Below are 15,586 nucleotides of genomic sequence, written 5' to 3'. Positions count from 1 at the left end.
TCCGTCAGGGCGGGGGTTTTTGTATTGTATACATTTCCCTTCCTCTCCCCAAAAGGTGCTATTTGTGGTATTATTTACATAGTGTCGTTTGGCACTGCTTACCAAAGCTTATACAAGGAGTGATAGATTATGACAACTGCAAAGGAATTGCAAAAGAATTTGACATGGGAATTCCCTCATATCGCTAAGAAAAACACTGCTGCCAAGGAAGCAGCGTTTGCATACTGCGAAGGCTATAAGGAATTTTTGGATACAGCAAAAACAGAGCGCGAATTTACTGCCAAGGCTGTAGAAAAGCTGGCTGCTGCAGGCTATGTTCCCTTCGAAGAAGGTAAGGCATACAAACCCGGCGACAAGGTTTATTTCGTAAACCGCGGCAAATCCCTGGCTATGTCCACCTTCGGTACTGCGCCGTTGGAGGCAGGCGTGCGCCTGAACGCTGCGCATATCGATTCTCCGCGTCTGGATTTAAAACCGAATCCGGTATACGAAAATCATGAAATGGCATATTTCAAAACGCATTATTACGGCGGTATCCGCAAATATCAATGGGTAACCGTGCCTCTGGCTATGCATGGCGTTATCATCAAAAAGAACGGCGAGCTGGTGAAGGTCTGCGTGGGCGAAAATGCCGGCGACCCCGTATTCTGCGTAACTGATTTGCTGCCGCATCTTGGCGCTAAGCAGAACGAGCGCAAGCTGAGCGAAGGCATTAAGGGCGAGGAGCTGAATATTGTTATCGGCAGCCTGCCTTTTGTTGACGAAAGCGAAGAAGAAGGCGTAAAGGATGCCGTAAAGCTGAACGCACTGGCCCTGCTCAACGAAATGTACGGTATTACCGAGCATGATTTTATGCGTGCGGAAATTGAATTCGTTCCCGCAGCCAAGGCGCAGGATGTAGGCCTGGATCGCAGCCTGATCGGTGCCTACGGCCAGGATGACAAGGTTTGCGCTTATACAGCACTGACTGCGGAAATTGATACCAAAGCACCGTACTACACCACTGTTACAGTTTTGGCAGATAAAGAGGAAATCGGTTCCTACGGCAACACCGGCCTGAATTCCGATTTCGTGCTGCACTATCTGGAGGACCTGGCAGCAACTCAGGGTGCCAACATCCGCAAGCTGCTGCGCAATACCACCGCACTTTCCTCCGATGTTAACGGTGCTTACGATCCGAGCTTTGCTTCCGTATATGAAGAGCGCAACAGCTGCTTCGTAAACAAAGGCCCTGTACTGACCAAATATACCGGTGCGCGCGGCAAATCCGGCTCCAATGATGCCAGTGCCGAAACAATGGCCAAGGTTATCAGCATTATGGATGAGGCTGATGTTTTCTGGCAGATCGGCGAGCTGGGCGCTGTAGACGAAGGCGGCGGCGGTACCGTTGCCTTGTATGTTGCTTCTATGGATATGGATGTAGTCGATCTTGGTGTGCCTATTCTGTGCATGCATTCTCCGTTCGAGCTGAGCTCTAAGCTGGATGTTTATTACACCTATAAAGCATTCGCTGCTTTCCTGGAGAGCGACAAATGAATACAGCAGCTGTAACCGCTTTGCTGGCAGGCAAGGAGCCTGTGCGCGTACTTGTTCTGGCCTCTGAAAAAGAAGCGGCAGAGCTGGCTGATTTGGGACTTCCTGTAAATACTGTTGACAGCAGCTTATCGATGCAGCATCTGGCAAGCGCAAAATTTGCTGCCGAGCGCATGCTTGGCAAGGCCGGCAGGCTGCAGGTAATGACTGTTACGCGTGAGGAGCCGCAGGCTACGGAAGCGGAGCGGGCGCTGATTTATGCGATGCTTGTGCGTTGCCGTAAGGTTATCAGCTGCCGTGACAAGCTGGAGGATATGCTGAAATTTGACGATCGTGAGGGCTGGAATGAATATAAGGCTGCTTATGAAAATAAGGTGCTGGATATTTTTAAGGCTACCTGGCGGGAGAAGGATGTCTATCCCTATAATATTATTGACAATATCAAAGAGTACAACAAAAATGAAAGCTATATTTTGAAGCAGCTGTACTGGCATCTGGCAGAGCGTACTCCGGGCAGGATTAATGACGATGACGCCAGGATGATTAACGAGCTGCGGCAGATGTTCAGCGATATCAGTATCAGTCTGCTGGCACCGGATACGGTGCTTGTGGGTGATGTGGCGCAGGACGCGCAGCTTGCTGCGTTAGCGGAAATGTTTGCTGGTAAAGCCGAAATTATCAAGCTGTAAAGTTAAGCCGTCCGGCGGGATGCTCCTGTCGGGCGGTTTTTGCGTTTTGTCACAGATTTTTCCTTGCATATTAAACTTGCTTATAGTAGACTATAATATGTAGAACTAGGCAAGGCCGCTAAGCTTCTTGAGAAGAAGCACAAGATATATAAGTAAGGACGGTGACTGTAAGATGGCTGATATCGTAGAAAGTCTGGCAGGAAACAAAATGCTGATGCTGAAGCAGGATATAGCTTTTTTGCGCAAGCGTCTGGCGGAATGTGCTGATGAGGATGCTAAAAAGGCTATCCGCAGGGAATTAATGGAGAAGGAAACCTATTATAATATTTTAGCAGACCGCCAGCGGGTGAATTTCTGAGCCGGAAGCAGTGCCGGCTTTTTCTTATAAGGTCGGGCGAAATATGCCTGTGGCAAAATTTTCCGGATTTTTATTAAGTCTTGAAAAGAGCCTGTGTTTGATGATAAAATATTTGTTACGGAAAAATTTTTCCGACTTCGCATATGCAGGAGGGTTATTTTGGAAAAACTAATTGTGAAGGGCGGAAACCGCCTCGTTGGTGCAGTTAAAACCAGCGGTGCGAAAAACGCTGTACTGCCGATTATTGCAGCTTCTATCCTGGGAACTACCCCAAGTCATCTTGATGAAGTTCCGATGCTGGAAGATGTGCATACTATAAGTGAAGTTTTAAAATGTCTGGGACTGGCTGTAGAGTGCAGTCCGGAAAAGAATGTGCTGGATATCGACAGCACCGCGATAACCTCGTATGAAGCACCGTATGAGCTGGTGCGCACCATGCGTGCGTCCTTTCTGGTAATGGGACCTCTGCTGGCGCGTATCGGTAAAGCGCGTATTTCTATGCCCGGCGGCTGCGCTATCGGTGCCCGTCCGATTGATATTCATCTCAAGGGCTTTGAGGCTCTGGGTGTAAAAATCGAGCAGGGACATGGCTATATTGAAGCAAGTGCTCCCGAGGGACTGAAGGGTACCAGCATTTATTTTGATTTCCCGAGCGTAGGTGCTACCGAAAATATTATGATGGCAGCTTCTCTTGCTGAGGGTACTACTATTTTGGAAAATGCTGCCGAGGAACCGGAGATTGTCGATTTGGCCAACTATCTGAATAAGATGGGTGCCAAAATACGCGGTGCCGGTACCGATACTATCCGCATTGAGGGTGTAGAGAAGCTGCATGGCGCAGACTATACCATTATTCCGGACCGTATTGAGGCAGGCACTTATATGATTGCTGCTGCTATGACCGGCGGTGATATTGTTGTGGAAAATGTTCTGCCGGAGCACCAGAAGCCGCTGATTGCCAAGCTGCGCGAGGCAGGTGCCGTGGTTGAAGAGGATATTGATAAGGTACGCGTTATCGGCAAGAATCCGCTGAAGGCCGTATCTATCAAAACTCTGCCTTATCCGGGCTTCCCGACGGATATGCAGGCTCAGATGATGGCGATGATGGTTATTGCCGAGGGCCGCAGCAAGGTTACGGAAACTGTTTTTGAGAACCGTTTCATGCATGTTGTTGAGCTGAACCGCATGGGTGCGCAGATTTCTACCGAGGGCCGCAGTGCCGTTATCGACGGTCCCTGCAAGCTGACAGGCTGTGATGTGCGTGCAACCGATTTGCGTGCCGGTGCCGCTATGATTCTGGCAGGCCTTGTGGCTGAGGGTACAACACGTATCGGCGATTTGCACCATATTGACCGTGGCTATGAGAACATTGTTGCTAAGCTGAAAAATCTGGGTGCGGATATTGAACGCGTAGATGTAGATTAAGGAGATATGACTAATGTTTAAAAGTATGGATATCGGTATTGATTTGGGTACCGCTAACATTCTTGTTTATGTCAAGGGCAAGGGCGTTGTCCTGAAGGAGCCTTCTGTTGTGGCTATTGACAAGGTACGCAACAAGGTGCTGGCTGTGGGCGATGATGCCAGAGAAATGCTGGGACGTGCTCCCGGCAGTATCGTTGCTATCCGTCCGCTGAAGGAAGGCGTTATTGCGAACTATACCGTAACGCAGAAGCTGCTTGCTTACGTTATTGAAAAGGTTGCAGGCAAGAGCCTGTTTTTCAAACCGCGTGTTATGACCTGTGTGCCTATCGGCATTACTTCTGTAGAAAAGCGTGCTGTTATGGAGGCTACTACTCAGGGTGGTGCATCTAAGACTTATCTGATTGAGGAACCGCTGGCTGCGGCTCTTGGTGCCGGTATTGATATTTCCGTACCGCGCGGCAATATGGTTGTTGATATCGGCGGCGGTACTACCGATATCGCTGTGCTGAGCCTTGGCGGTATTGTTGTTGATTCTTCTATCCGTATCGGCGGCGACCATTTTGATGAGGCTATTGTGCGTCATGTGAAGAAGGTACATAATGTGCTTATCGGTGAGCGCACGGCTGAAGAAATCAAGATGAATGTTGCTACTGTTATTACTGATGGTCGTCATGAGTCTATTACTGTGCGTGGCCGTGATATGGTTACCGGTCTGCCGACTACCTTCAGCGTAAGCTCTGAGGATTGCCGTGTGGCATTGGAGGATGCTGTTGCTTCTCTGATTGCTACTGTGCGCGGTGTTCTGGAAAAATGCCCGCCGGAGCTGGCTGCGGATATTGTTGATAACGGTATTTATCTGACCGGCGGCGGTGCGCTACTTGACGGCCTGGCTGAGATTATGCAGCGTGAAACCGGTATTACTACACATATTGCCGATGATCCGTTGGAGTGTGTGGCTCTTGGTACCGGCAAGGCGCTGGAGAATCTGGATAAGCTGCATCCGGGCACTGTTTATACTGCGTCTAATCTGGTGGATTGATGCTAGGGTATTGATTGTTGATTATTGATTTTGGGGAGGAGCTGCCTTTGGCAGCTCCTTTTGTGTAGATGTGAAGAAGAATCTTTGGCGTTCTGCTGTCATTCTTGCCTCTCCTAGGGGAGAGGTGGCATCGCGAAGCGATGACGGAGAGGGGCTGTATGCTACGTAATTGACATATCGTTACGCTCAGGAAAAATTTTTCCGTGCCCACAGGGCACAACGCAAATTTCGTGTGGAACCAGTACGAAACGTGCGGCGCCGATTTTGTTCGCAAGTAACCTTTAGTTTTCGGTTGCCTTGTTTCTATGGTTCCAGACACTCATTTGCTAAAATTTTTATTCGCTGCACGGTATATCAATTACTTGCTTTGGTGTTCTGCTGTCCTTCTTTCGAACTTTTATATGCTCCCTGCGTCGCAAAGCGACATTAGCACGACCGGCAGTTTCTCGCGGCGCGTAGCTTGCGATAAACTGGGTCTTAGCGTCAAGGGAGCTGGCATCGCCGAAGGCGATGACTGAGGGTTGTGCTACGATATATTAATTGCTCGTGCAAGATTTGGCTAGCCTTTTTGCCTGCCCCTTAGGGGAAGGTGCCGAGCGTAGCGAGGCGGAAGGGGGCGTATACACACGACGCTCTAATACACTCTTCTTCCTTCTACCTTTGTTTTTCTCTTAAGAGGTCCTATACATGAATTTCAAAAAACTTATATGTTCTGTTTTTATGCTGGCTGCGCTGTGTGCTGCTCCGCTTGCGGCGAGCGCCGCTCCCGTTACTGCTGTGCGCAGCAGCATTAGTCCTGCGCGTGTGCGTCTTGTGTTCGACAGCAGGGAGCCTGTTAAATATACTGCTGCAAAAAACGGTCTGCAGCTTGTGGTTACCTTGCCGGAGGGCACGGCGCTGACGCAGAAGCCTGTCTTTAAGCAGGATGCGGTGATTAAAAACATCACTGTTCCTGTCAAAAAGAAGAAAAAGGCTCAGGTGGTTATAGATTTAACTAAGGATTGCCAGTACAAGCTGTATAACCTGAAAAATCCTGACCGTCTGGTGCTGGATATTTACCGCATTCCTATCAGCAAAACAACAACGCAGCTGGCAGGCGGCGTTACCTATACCTATGCGCAGGAGGAGCTGAACGGCAGACCGCTGGTAAGCTATCTGGTGAGCGTTGCGCCTTCGGCGCGCCTGGAGCTGAGGCCTTTTTCGGCCGAAGGCATGTATAACGGACGCGGCAGTCTGGCTAAGCAGGCGGCGCAAAGAGGCCTTGTGGCTGCCATTAATGCGTCGTATTTTGATACCGATGGCTGGGTTATCGGCAATGTTAAGGATAAGGGCAATTTTGTCGCTATGGATGCTACGCCGCGCAGCGGTTATGTAGTGCAGGGCAATGAGCAGAAGATTGTGCGCGACATTGCATATACAGGACAAGTGACGCTGCCAGACGGCAGAGCGCTGCAGCTGAAGGGCATGAACCGTGCGCGCATTGCCAATGATTTGGTGCTGTTCAATTCCTATTACGCTACCTCGACCAAAACGAACCAGTACGGGCGTGAGGTAAAAATCAAAAACGGCCGCGTTGTTGCTGTATCCACGGCAGGCAATATGTCTTTGGAGCCGGGCTGCGCAGTGCTTTCCGGTCATGGCACAAATGCGGCTGCTTTGGCAGGCCTGCGCCTGGGCGACCATGTAATGCTCACGCAGAGCCTTGGCAGCAGCATTGCGGATGCGGCAACGACTGTTGTCAGCGGTGGTCCGTTGCTGGTAGAAAACGGCAGGGTGAATGTGCGTACTGCAGAGGAGCAGATGGCTCCCGATATCGCACGCGGCAGAGCGCCCCGTACTGCGATAGGCCTTAAACAGGACGGCACGCTTCTGATGCTCGTTGTTGACGGCAGAAGCAGTGCTTCCGCAGGCATGACGCTTGCTGAGCTGGCGCAGTATTTTGTGAAGCTGGGTGCGGTGAGCGCTGTCAATTATGATGGCGGCGGCAGCAGCGAAATGGTCATCAACGGCAAAATCGTCAACAACCCTTCGGACGGACGCGAGCGCTTAGTGAGCATCGGTCTGGGACTGTTTATCAAATAAGCTGGTTATATAGGCAAAATAAAAAAACAAGGGGCGGTCACACTTTAGCTGTGACAGCTCCTTGTTTTGTTGTTGTGGTTTATAGCTTAATCCTCGGTGATGATTACACCTGTGCCTATGCCGCCGTTATCGCTGCAGACAAGCTCCTTCAGGCTTTGGATATCCGCATTGCGCAGGCGGATGCAGCCTTCGGAGGCCATCGTGCCGATAGAAGCGGGATCATGTGTACCGTGAATGCCGATGCCTATCCAGCCGGTGTCCAACGAAAGGAACCAGGGGCCGTAGGCACCTTCGATTACGCCCTTGCCGTCACCGAAATCGTGCGTCCAGTAATGCGCCGGGCAAACCTCCTCGATGCGGAAGGGAACCTGCGCCGAAGGCACGCCGACTGCCGCACCTGTGTAGCGGGAGGGAATAGCTGCTGCACTGCCCCAGGAGGTGGGGGTGCGGTTGTCGCCGGTGTACTGCTTGTCACCGGGATTTTTGGCAACAGCGATAGGATAGCTGCAGACTGCTTGCTCCACGCCCTGCTGATAAACGTCAAGGCGGTAGCTTTGCTTGTGGATGCAGATGAGATATCTGGCGTTGCCGAACAGTGCGGACGCAGGCGCCGCAGCTGCTAAGCTGCAGCTTAGCAGCAGACAGACACTGAATATTAAGCCTAAAAGTTTTTTGAGCATTGGTGATACTTCCTTAATGCTTATTTAGCAGGCTACGCGTACAAAATCTGCGCTTACATAGCCAACCTCGCCTTGAGCGTTAATAGCTTTCCACCATTGGCGGCCTTCGGCTTCAAATGCGCCTTCTAACGGTGCTATTTCTTCGCCGGACATCAGCGAATCAATTACATTGCTGCTTGTGGAGGGGGCGGTGCGGAAGTTTACATAGTCACCGGTTAAAACCAGTTTTACGCCGGGAGCCCAATAGCTGTCCATGTTTTCAAATTTGCTGTAGAGATTGTATATTCTTTGATTGGAGTATTGCAAACTTTCGGCAGACATGCTGTCCCCGTATTGAGCATAGGCTTTGCGGGCAGGGATAGAGTGTGCATTTTCGGTGCGGAGATCATCGTAGGTACTGATAAAGGCATTGATATATTTTTTGTTGTCATAAATAGTAGTCAGCCAGTAATCACCGTCACCGGAATCGGCTTCGCCCTTGGCGCTGAAGCTTACTGTGGCGCCGTTACTGCTTTGCTGCACATCATACATCTGCAAGGCGGCAAAGGCAATCGCTTTGGCCTCCATATCACTGATGTAGATGCCTTTGCGGCTGAAGCAGGGAGCGACATATTCCTCGGCATAGTTTACGGTCATGGTATGCTTTACATCAAAACGGGTTTGTTTAAGCAGAAAGGCTTCTGTTTCGCCGCAGCGGGAGTCAATCTTAGTAGGGAGTCTGCTTGCAGAGGTATTATATACTGCTGCCTCCATAACAGATGTGCCGGTGAAGAGCATTGCTGCTGCCAGTGCTCCGATAGCAAAATTTTTGATTTTCATAACAACATCTCCTTTCCAGATGTGGAAATTATATTCTTTGATGCTTATATTATAGCCAAAAAAATGCTTTTGCACCCTACCCCAAAGGGTGATTTCGGGTAGGATAGGCAAAAAAAGCGTAAAAAATTATGCGCCGGTAAATTTTTAACTGCAGATGATTTTCATAATGTTTTATTTAAGAGCTGTTTACAGTCTGTTCACTTGTCAAAATATTGCGTAGGCTGTATAATTTATGTTAGAGAAATATATCTGAAATGAGGTGAGTCACATGGGTAAAAAGTTGATAGTGATTTTGACTATTGCCGCTTTAGGCATCTTTACACTTGCTGCCGTTGGCTGTGCTGCTGTGACTGACCAGCGCGCCGCTGTCAGCGGTATTGTAGTTGCCGATGGACTGGCACAGGAGGGCACCCAGGTTAAGCAGGGTGACATTCTGGTAAAGGTAAAATCTATAGCTGGCGGCAGTATTGCTGCTGCACGTGCTACAACTGCAGGTAAGGTTAGCCAGGTACTGGTTAAACCCGGTGATAAGATTGAGGCACAGCAGGTTGTAGCTAAGGTGAGTGAATAACGGTAAAGAAAACCGGCGAGCTTCTTAGCCGCCGGTTTTTGTAGTATTATGACGTAAATACCGGAAGCGGACCGGTAAATATTTTATTTTTAGGAGCGAGTATGAGAGTATTTTTATTAGCATTATTGTTTTGCTGCCAGCTGCTGACGGCAGCTGCCGCCAATGTTCCTCTGATGCCGGTGCGTGACCTGCGCGCAGGTATGCAGGGCATAGGCAAAACCGTTATCAGCGGTGATACTATTGAAACCTTCAATGTAGAAATTTTAGGTGTCAACGGCAGTGAAGCTATGGGTTATAATATTTTTGTGCGCCTTTACGGCGATCTGATTGAAAAGACAGGCGGTGTTGCTCAGGGTATGAGCGGCAGTCCTGTTTATGTAGACGGCAGACTTGTCGGTGCTGTGGCCTTCGGCAAGACCTTCAACGATCCGCATTACTGCTTTCTGACACCTATCGGCAAAATGCTGCCGCTTTTGGACGAACCGAGAGAGCTGCCGGCCGACTGGATTCCTAAGGGAACGGCGCTGATGGCAGGCGGTTTTACGGAATACGGTATGGAATATCTGCAGGAGAAGCTGCAGCCCTTCGGCCTGACTGCTGTCAACAGCGGCGGTACGGGCGCTTCCAGTGATAAACCGCTGGAGCCCGGCAGCAGCGTCGGCGTCGCTCTGATGCAGGGTGATATGACTCTTGGCGCTCTCGGTACTGTTACCTGGACCGATGACAGCGGTAAGATTCTGGCCTTCGGCCATCCCTTTATGCAGCGCGGCAGCAGCAATTTCTTTATGAATAAGGTGTGGGTGCTGGGCGTAGTTCCCAACCTGCAGAGCAGCTATAAGGTAGGCAATCTGGGCGAGGCTATCGGCAGCATTACGCAGGATCGTTCCAGCGGTATCGGCGGTGTAGTAGGCAAGCAGCCTGCTTCTATTCCGATGTTTGTTACGGTTAACGACAGCAGCCGCGGACAGGCCAACAGCATGCGCATGCGCCTGATTGACGACGAGCAGCTGGTGCCTTCGATGGTGGATGCTGCCGTAGTAAATACTGTGAGCAAGACTGTGGACCGCAACGGCGGTGGTACGGCCAAGCTGCATTTTACCATTACCGGCGTGGATAGCAAGAAGGAAATGCTGACGATTGACCGCGAAAATATGTATTATTCCAATGACGCGCTGCTGAAAAACCTGGATGCGGAGCTGACGGAGGCTGTAACGATTCTGATGCAGAACAAGTTTGAGCCTGTGCAGATTTACGGCATTAACGTAGAGGCAGAGGTCAGCAATGCGGTGCAGGTAGCGGAAATTCTTAACGTGCGCACCAAGAATGCCAAGGTTAAGCCCGGTGATAAGGTAGCTATTGATGTTACTATGAAGCCTTACCGTGGCGAAGAATTTACCAAGACAGTTTATTTCAAGGTGCCTAAGGATCATCCTGGCGGCAAGCTGGCACTGAACGTGCGCGGCGGCAGCAGCATGGCTTGGGCTATCGAATTGCTGCGTAAGCAGCAATCCGAGGGCGTACCCGCTGCCAAGAAAAAGGAAACACGCCACAAGCTCAGCGATTATATCAAGAGCGTGAATACGGCTGACAAGAATAATGAACTGATTATTGATGTGGCGATGGGCCAAATGCAGCCGCCAAATCCGGAGGCTGCGGCTAACGATGCAGGATTGGCAGGCATGCTGCAGGGCTCTCCGTTCAAGCAGAAGTATCCCTTTGACTTTATTATTGACGGCGAGAGCGAAATCGTTCTTACCGTTGACAAGTAATTTTTCTGAGTGATATTTTCTTTCGCTTAACAAAATTTTTCCCGTTACTGTATCGGTATGGCTGTTATGTGTCATACATTCGCCATAATTTGGCGGTATAATAATTATGTAGAAAAAGCTGAAGATAAGGATGTAAAGATGCTGAAATCTCTCTGTGAAGCAATGGGCAACAGAATATTGGCCTTCTGCGCTGCCAGCGGCAAGCTGACGCTGCTGTTGTTGGCAACGCTGCGACATCTGAAGGATGCCAACGCTAAGGAGGTTGTGCGTCAGATGGCATTGTTGGGAGCGGATTCGCTGCCGATTGTGATGATGACGATTCTCTGTACCGGTATGGTATTTTCTGTACAGACGGCAAAGGAATTCGTGCGTCTAGGTGCGTCCTCTTCCGTAGGTGGCATTGTAGCTATCGCTATGGCGCGTGAGCTGGTGCCGGTGCTGACAGGCGTTGTTGTTGCTGGCCGCATAGGTGCGGCGATTGCGGCGGAGCTTGGCACGATGAAGGTTACCGAGCAGATTGACGCGCTGCGCGTTATGGCTGCCAATCCGGTGAGCTATCTGGTGGTGCCGCGCTTTATTGCGCTGGTGCTGATGATGCCAGTGCTGGTGGTTTTTGCTAACTTTATCGGTAATATCGGCGGCTGGGTTGTGGCGCATTATTACGCCGGCATCGGCAGCTTTACTTATGAAAATTCTATCAGGACACTGGCAGAGTTCTATGACGTATTTGGCGGCATGGTCAAAAGCTGTGTCTTTGGTGCGATAATTGCTATCGTAGGCTGCTATAAGGGCCTGAACGCGCCGAACGGCGCTGAGGGCGTTGGTCTGGCGACTACGGCCTCGGTAGTGCTTTCGATTATTCTGGTGTTTATCACCAATTATTTTCTTTCTATCGTTTTGTATGTGTAAGGAGTCGGCAGAATGTCAAACGAAGCTATGATTCAGCTCCGACAACTTAAAATGGCCTTCGGCAGCAAGGTAATTCTTGATAATCTTGATTTGGATGTATGTCAGGGTGAAACGCTGGCGGTTATCGGCCCGTCCGGTACAGGCAAGAGCACGATTATCAAGCTGCTGACAGGACTGCTGGCACCTACTTCCGGCAGTATTGTTATCGACGGGCAGGAGGTAAGCTCCTTCACCGAGGATGAATGGGATGGCTTACGCCAGCATATGGGCGTAGTTTTTCAGTATTCCGCTTTATTCGACTTTTTGAGCGTAGGCGAGAATGTAGCCTTTGGCCTGCGGCGGCACTTTAAGCTGCCGGAGGAGGAAATACAGGAGCGCGTCGGCAAACTGCTGGAGATGGTAGGCATGCCGAATACGCAGCACATGCTGCCGGCAGAGCTTTCCGGCGGTATGAAAAAGCGCGTCGGTCTGGCGCGGGCGCTGGCTATGCAGCCGCAGATGGTTTTTTATGACGAGCCCACTTCAGGTCTGGACCCGGTAATGACGATGACCATCAGCAGGCTGATACGCAAAACTCAGCAGACGCTGGGAGTAACTTCGGTTTTGGTAACACACGATATGGAATCGGCCTATTACGCCGCAGACCGTATCGCTATGCTATATAATGGACGCATTGTGCAGATAGGCACGGTTGCGGAGATAAAAAACAGCACTAATCCTATCGTTAAAGCATTTATTAACGGTACGGAATTGAAAGAGGAGGAGAAGGATGAGCAGCAGTGAGGTTAAGGTAGGTGCCTTTGCATTAGGCGGCGCGGTGGTGCTGGCTGGCATTATTACCTTTATGGGTGCTTTCAGCTTTGGCAAAAAAGGCTACGAGCTGCGCATTAACTATCCTCAGGTAAGCGGACTGATGCCTGGGCATGTTGTGCGCTATGCAGGCGTGCAGGTAGGCACGGTCAAAAAGATTAATGTGGCACCCGATAAGGTAGAGGTTATCACAGAAATCAACGATGATATCAAAATACCGCAGGGAGCAACCTTTACGATTTCTTCCGACGGTATTATGGGCGAAAAATTTGTCAGCGTTATTCCTCCTGCTAAGCAGGGTAACGGTTATGTAGCCGAAGGCAGCACGATTAACGGTGTTGCCGGCGGCGGTATGGACGAATTTTTTGCTTCCTCCGGTGATTTGGTAAAGCGTATGGAAAATATCGCCAATGCCTTTGAAAATGTTTTTGGCGACAAGGAAGTACAGCAGTCCATGAAATCCGGCTTTAAGAATATGAATGATATTGCCGAGAACATGAATACCTTCACGAAGGTAATGGCTGATGTGGCAGTAGCCAACCAGCAGGATATTACTTCGATGATTCATCAGATTAATGAGCTGAGCCATCGCATGAACGGCACGGCGGCGCATATCGAAAGCATTATGGCCGGTGTGGACAATAACGGCAAAACGGGCCAAAATGTGGCTGCGATTGCCCAAAATATGGCAGACACCAGCCAGCGTATGGAAAATATTGTCGAGGTGCTGGAAACGGTAGCCAAGGACCCGGTAACACAAAAGTCGCTGAAGGAAACGCTGGTCAACGTCAAGGAAACGAGCGAGCGTGCCAACAGGATTTTGGGAACCCTCACCGAGGCGAAGGTTTCGACTGACGCCGGTTTTGCTGCCAAGGGCGGCGACTGGCGCGGCAGCTTAGGCGTAACGCTGCATCCTGCGGATGACACCTTCCTTTATATGGGCGGTTATGACATCGGCAATGCCAATAAATTTGATTTTCTCGTAGGCCGTCAGTATGGCAACGCTGCTTTCAGTATGGGTGCTATGCAGGGTGACTTCGGTGTCGGCGCCAGCTATGATTTAGGCAGGGATTTCAGATTGTATTCCCAGTTATATGACTTTGATGATCTCAAGGTGCGTTTGGGTGGCGAATATCGTTTGCATGATAATTTGTCACTTTACGGCGAAACCATGGATGTGCGTGGCAATAAAGCTAATACTTATATGGGCGTGCGTACTTATTTCTAAAAAATATTTGACAAACAGCCCTAAATAAATATATAATTTTACTACTGACTGGTTAGTCAGTTTTAGAAAATGGAGGTTTTTCGGATGAATAGAAATAAATTAACAAAACGTTTCTTGCTTTTATCTGCAGCGCTGACCATGGCACTGAGCCAAAGTGCTTTTGCCGGCGAAACTGTAGCCCTGAATCTGGACGATGCTATGCTGCGCGCGTTCCAGACCAACCCGACTGTAAGCATTGCTCAATACGAGCTGGACAGCGCCCGTGCCAGCTACAATGCTGCGCGCCAGAGCCGCGGCATCAGCATCAGCGCAAACCATGATAGTAATCGTGGCGGTAATAATGATGCGCCTAAGAGCATTAAAAATACGCATTCTAACACACTGACTGCAGCTCTGCCAATTTTTACCGGTGGTAAATTGAGCGGTACCATTAAACAGGCTAAGGCTAACTATCAATATAATGAGGTTGGCGTACAGCGCACCTATAATGAAATGCGTTCTACCGTTACTGACGGTTATTTCAAAATGCTGCAGGCAGATAATATCCAGAAGCTCAGTGCTGAATCCGTCACCCGTCTGGAGGACCATCTGAAAAATGTTCAGGCACAGTATGACGTTGGCGTGGTAGCCAAGGTTGACGTGCTGCGTTCCCAGGTGGAGCTGGCAAATGCTAAGCAAACCCTGATTCAGGCAGAAAATTCCTATCAGGTTGCTGAAGCAAATATGAACAAAATCGTCGGCCTGCCGATGGATACCACCCTGCAGCTTGATAACCTGCTAGTTTATAATGCTTATGATAAAAACATGGATGATTGCCTGGCTTATGCTGCCGAGCACCGTCCGGAGCTGATGCAGGCTAAATATGGCGTAGATTCTGCCAAAGGCGCATTAATGGTTGCCCGTAGCGGTCATATGCCGCAGGTTAGTGCAAGTGCTACTCAAGCTTTAGGCTCAGATCATTGGTTAGGCGACAATAGAACTAAATGGTATGCTGGTATTAATGTAAAAATGAATGTTTTCGATACCGGTGTAACCCTGTCCAAGATTCATGGCGCTGAGGCTGATCTGAAAAAGGCCGAAGAAACCTATCGCGATACTGTGAACGCTGTAAATCTGGACGTGCGCAGCAATTACCTGGGACTGCGTGAAGCAGAAAAACGTATCAGCACCACTAAGCTGGCTGTAGAGCAGGCTGATGAGGATTACCGTATCGCTCAGCTGCGTTATATGTCCGGCGTTGGCACCAACACTGACGTGCTCGATGCTCAGGTTGCGCTGACACAGGCTAAGACCAACTATACTAAGGCTCTGTATGATTACAATACCTCCAAGACCGCACTGGAAACCTCTATCGGCGTACCGATGAGCAATCCTGCTACTGCTGTAAAAGTACAGGCTGCCAAAACTGCGGAAGCTGTTAAAGCAACCGAAGCAGCAACCGAAGAAGCTGCCAAATAATTAAGGCTCAATTTAATATTTGATGATACAACTAAGCCGGTGAGGCATAAGCCTCGCCGGTTTTTTATGTGTTTTTGCCGAGATTTCAGCGGATAAAAGAAATTTCTTCTCAATAAGAGGATGTTTTCTGCTAATGTCGAATAAATAAAAGTCGAAGTATATAAAAAACAGTCTTGTCATATTTTTGTCATAGAATTTTGTTAAACTATTGAATGG

General features: G+C 49.6%; 14 protein-coding genes. 12 read left to right on the top strand and 2 right to left on the bottom strand.

Features of this window, described 5'->3' with window-relative positions; all coding sequences use genetic code 11:
* The first annotated feature begins 129 nt into the window (after positions 1 to 129).
* The 6 genes from KAH19_RS03015 to KAH19_RS02990 all read left to right on the top strand — a co-directional run bounded on the left by KAH19_RS03015 (position 130) and on the right by KAH19_RS02990 (position 7,126).
* Positions 130 to 1,536, top strand: a complete 1,407-nt coding sequence (locus KAH19_RS03015; RefSeq protein ID WP_210685049.1) for an aminopeptidase — start codon at positions 130 to 132, stop codon at positions 1,534 to 1,536.
* The gene (locus KAH19_RS03010) at positions 1,533 to 2,222 is read left to right on the top strand and encodes a hypothetical protein (RefSeq protein ID WP_210685048.1); all 690 of its coding nucleotides are present in this window, start codon (positions 1,533 to 1,535) and stop codon (positions 2,220 to 2,222) included. The genes KAH19_RS03015 and KAH19_RS03010 overlap by 4 nt, the downstream gene beginning before the upstream one ends.
* Before the next feature lie 172 nt (positions 2,223 to 2,394).
* Positions 2,395 to 2,580: a hypothetical protein gene (locus tag KAH19_RS03005; protein ID WP_009144962.1), complete on the top strand. Its 186-nt coding sequence runs from the start codon at positions 2,395 to 2,397 to the stop codon at positions 2,578 to 2,580.
* Between the two features lie 159 nt (positions 2,581 to 2,739).
* A complete protein-coding gene (gene murA, locus KAH19_RS03000; protein WP_210685047.1) occupies positions 2,740 to 4,005 on the top strand; it encodes a UDP-N-acetylglucosamine 1-carboxyvinyltransferase in 1,266 nt (421 codons plus the stop codon).
* Between the two features lie 13 nt (positions 4,006 to 4,018).
* Entirely contained in the window at positions 4,019 to 5,044 is a 1,026-nt protein-coding gene (locus KAH19_RS02995) for a rod shape-determining protein (RefSeq protein ID WP_210685046.1), read from the top strand.
* 687 nt (positions 5,045 to 5,731) lie between these two features.
* Positions 5,732 to 7,126, top strand: coding sequence for a phosphodiester glycosidase family protein (locus KAH19_RS02990; RefSeq protein WP_210685045.1), 1,395 nt, complete (start codon positions 5,732 to 5,734; stop codon positions 7,124 to 7,126).
* 86 nt (positions 7,127 to 7,212) lie between these two features.
* Here the strand turns inward: KAH19_RS02990 and KAH19_RS02985 are convergent, their stop codons facing one another.
* Both KAH19_RS02985 and KAH19_RS02980 read right to left on the bottom strand, forming a co-directional pair.
* Positions 7,213 to 7,806 (bottom strand): L,D-transpeptidase, encoded by a 594-nt coding sequence (locus KAH19_RS02985; RefSeq protein WP_210685044.1) that lies wholly within the window; start codon positions 7,804 to 7,806, stop codon positions 7,213 to 7,215.
* A gap of 24 nt (positions 7,807 to 7,830) precedes the next feature.
* The gene (locus KAH19_RS02980; protein ID WP_210685043.1) at positions 7,831 to 8,625 is read right to left on the bottom strand and encodes an SH3 domain-containing protein; all 795 of its coding nucleotides are present in this window, start codon (positions 8,623 to 8,625) and stop codon (positions 7,831 to 7,833) included.
* A gap of 268 nt (positions 8,626 to 8,893) precedes the next feature.
* Here KAH19_RS02980 and KAH19_RS02975 point away from each other — a divergent pair, with 268 nt between their 5' ends.
* The 6 genes from KAH19_RS02975 to KAH19_RS02950 all read left to right on the top strand — a co-directional run bounded on the left by KAH19_RS02975 (position 8,894) and on the right by KAH19_RS02950 (position 15,370).
* On the top strand, positions 8,894 to 9,196 hold the full coding sequence (locus KAH19_RS02975) for a hypothetical protein (protein ID WP_009144968.1): 303 nt from the start codon (positions 8,894 to 8,896) through the stop codon (positions 9,194 to 9,196).
* Between the two features lie 101 nt (positions 9,197 to 9,297).
* Positions 9,298 to 10,965, top strand: coding sequence for a SpoIVB peptidase S55 domain-containing protein (locus KAH19_RS02970; protein ID WP_210685042.1), 1,668 nt, complete (start codon positions 9,298 to 9,300; stop codon positions 10,963 to 10,965).
* 138 nt (positions 10,966 to 11,103) lie between these two features.
* Positions 11,104 to 11,874: an ABC transporter permease gene (locus KAH19_RS02965; RefSeq protein ID WP_246869412.1), complete on the top strand. Its 771-nt coding sequence runs from the start codon at positions 11,104 to 11,106 to the stop codon at positions 11,872 to 11,874.
* Between the two features lie 27 nt (positions 11,875 to 11,901).
* On the top strand, positions 11,902 to 12,657 hold the full coding sequence (locus tag KAH19_RS02960) for an ABC transporter ATP-binding protein (protein ID WP_371816693.1): 756 nt from the start codon (positions 11,902 to 11,904) through the stop codon (positions 12,655 to 12,657).
* A complete protein-coding gene (locus KAH19_RS02955) occupies positions 12,644 to 13,912 on the top strand; it encodes an MlaD family protein (RefSeq protein ID WP_210685039.1) in 1,269 nt (422 codons plus the stop codon). The genes KAH19_RS02960 and KAH19_RS02955 overlap by 14 nt, the downstream gene beginning before the upstream one ends.
* A gap of 84 nt (positions 13,913 to 13,996) precedes the next feature.
* Positions 13,997 to 15,370: a TolC family protein gene (locus KAH19_RS02950; RefSeq protein WP_246869411.1), complete on the top strand. Its 1,374-nt coding sequence runs from the start codon at positions 13,997 to 13,999 to the stop codon at positions 15,368 to 15,370.
* The last annotated feature ends 216 nt before the right edge of the window (positions 15,371 to 15,586 follow it).

Source organism: Phascolarctobacterium sp. Marseille-Q4147 (assembly GCF_017968825.1).
Classification (GTDB): domain Bacteria; phylum Bacillota; class Negativicutes; order Acidaminococcales; family Acidaminococcaceae; genus Phascolarctobacterium_A.
The sequence above is the reverse complement of the archived record's forward strand: the minus strand, read 5'-3'. Positions and strand labels throughout refer to the sequence as shown.

Coding starts and splice junctions, on each gene's coding strand:
- KAH19_RS03015 (WP_210685049.1), top strand. CDS start 130: ATGACAACTGCAAAGGAATTGCAAAAGAATTTGACATGGGAATTCCCT.
- KAH19_RS02955 (WP_210685039.1), top strand. CDS start 12,644: ATGAGCAGCAGTGAGGTTAAGGTAGGTGCCTTTGCATTAGGCGGCGCG.
- KAH19_RS02975 (WP_009144968.1), top strand. CDS start 8,894: ATGGGTAAAAAGTTGATAGTGATTTTGACTATTGCCGCTTTAGGCATC.
- KAH19_RS02960 (WP_371816693.1), top strand. CDS start 11,902: ATGATTCAGCTCCGACAACTTAAAATGGCCTTCGGCAGCAAGGTAATT.
- KAH19_RS02965 (WP_246869412.1), top strand. CDS start 11,104: ATGCTGAAATCTCTCTGTGAAGCAATGGGCAACAGAATATTGGCCTTC.
- KAH19_RS02950 (WP_246869411.1), top strand. CDS start 13,997: ATGAATAGAAATAAATTAACAAAACGTTTCTTGCTTTTATCTGCAGCG.
- KAH19_RS02985 (WP_210685044.1), bottom strand. CDS start 7,806: ATGCTCAAAAAACTTTTAGGCTTAATATTCAGTGTCTGTCTGCTGCTA.
- KAH19_RS03010 (WP_210685048.1), top strand. CDS start 1,533: ATGAATACAGCAGCTGTAACCGCTTTGCTGGCAGGCAAGGAGCCTGTG.
- KAH19_RS03005 (WP_009144962.1), top strand. CDS start 2,395: ATGGCTGATATCGTAGAAAGTCTGGCAGGAAACAAAATGCTGATGCTG.
- KAH19_RS02990 (WP_210685045.1), top strand. CDS start 5,732: ATGAATTTCAAAAAACTTATATGTTCTGTTTTTATGCTGGCTGCGCTG.
- KAH19_RS02980 (WP_210685043.1), bottom strand. CDS start 8,625: ATGAAAATCAAAAATTTTGCTATCGGAGCACTGGCAGCAGCAATGCTC.
- KAH19_RS02995 (WP_210685046.1), top strand. CDS start 4,019: ATGTTTAAAAGTATGGATATCGGTATTGATTTGGGTACCGCTAACATT.
- KAH19_RS02970 (WP_210685042.1), top strand. CDS start 9,298: ATGAGAGTATTTTTATTAGCATTATTGTTTTGCTGCCAGCTGCTGACG.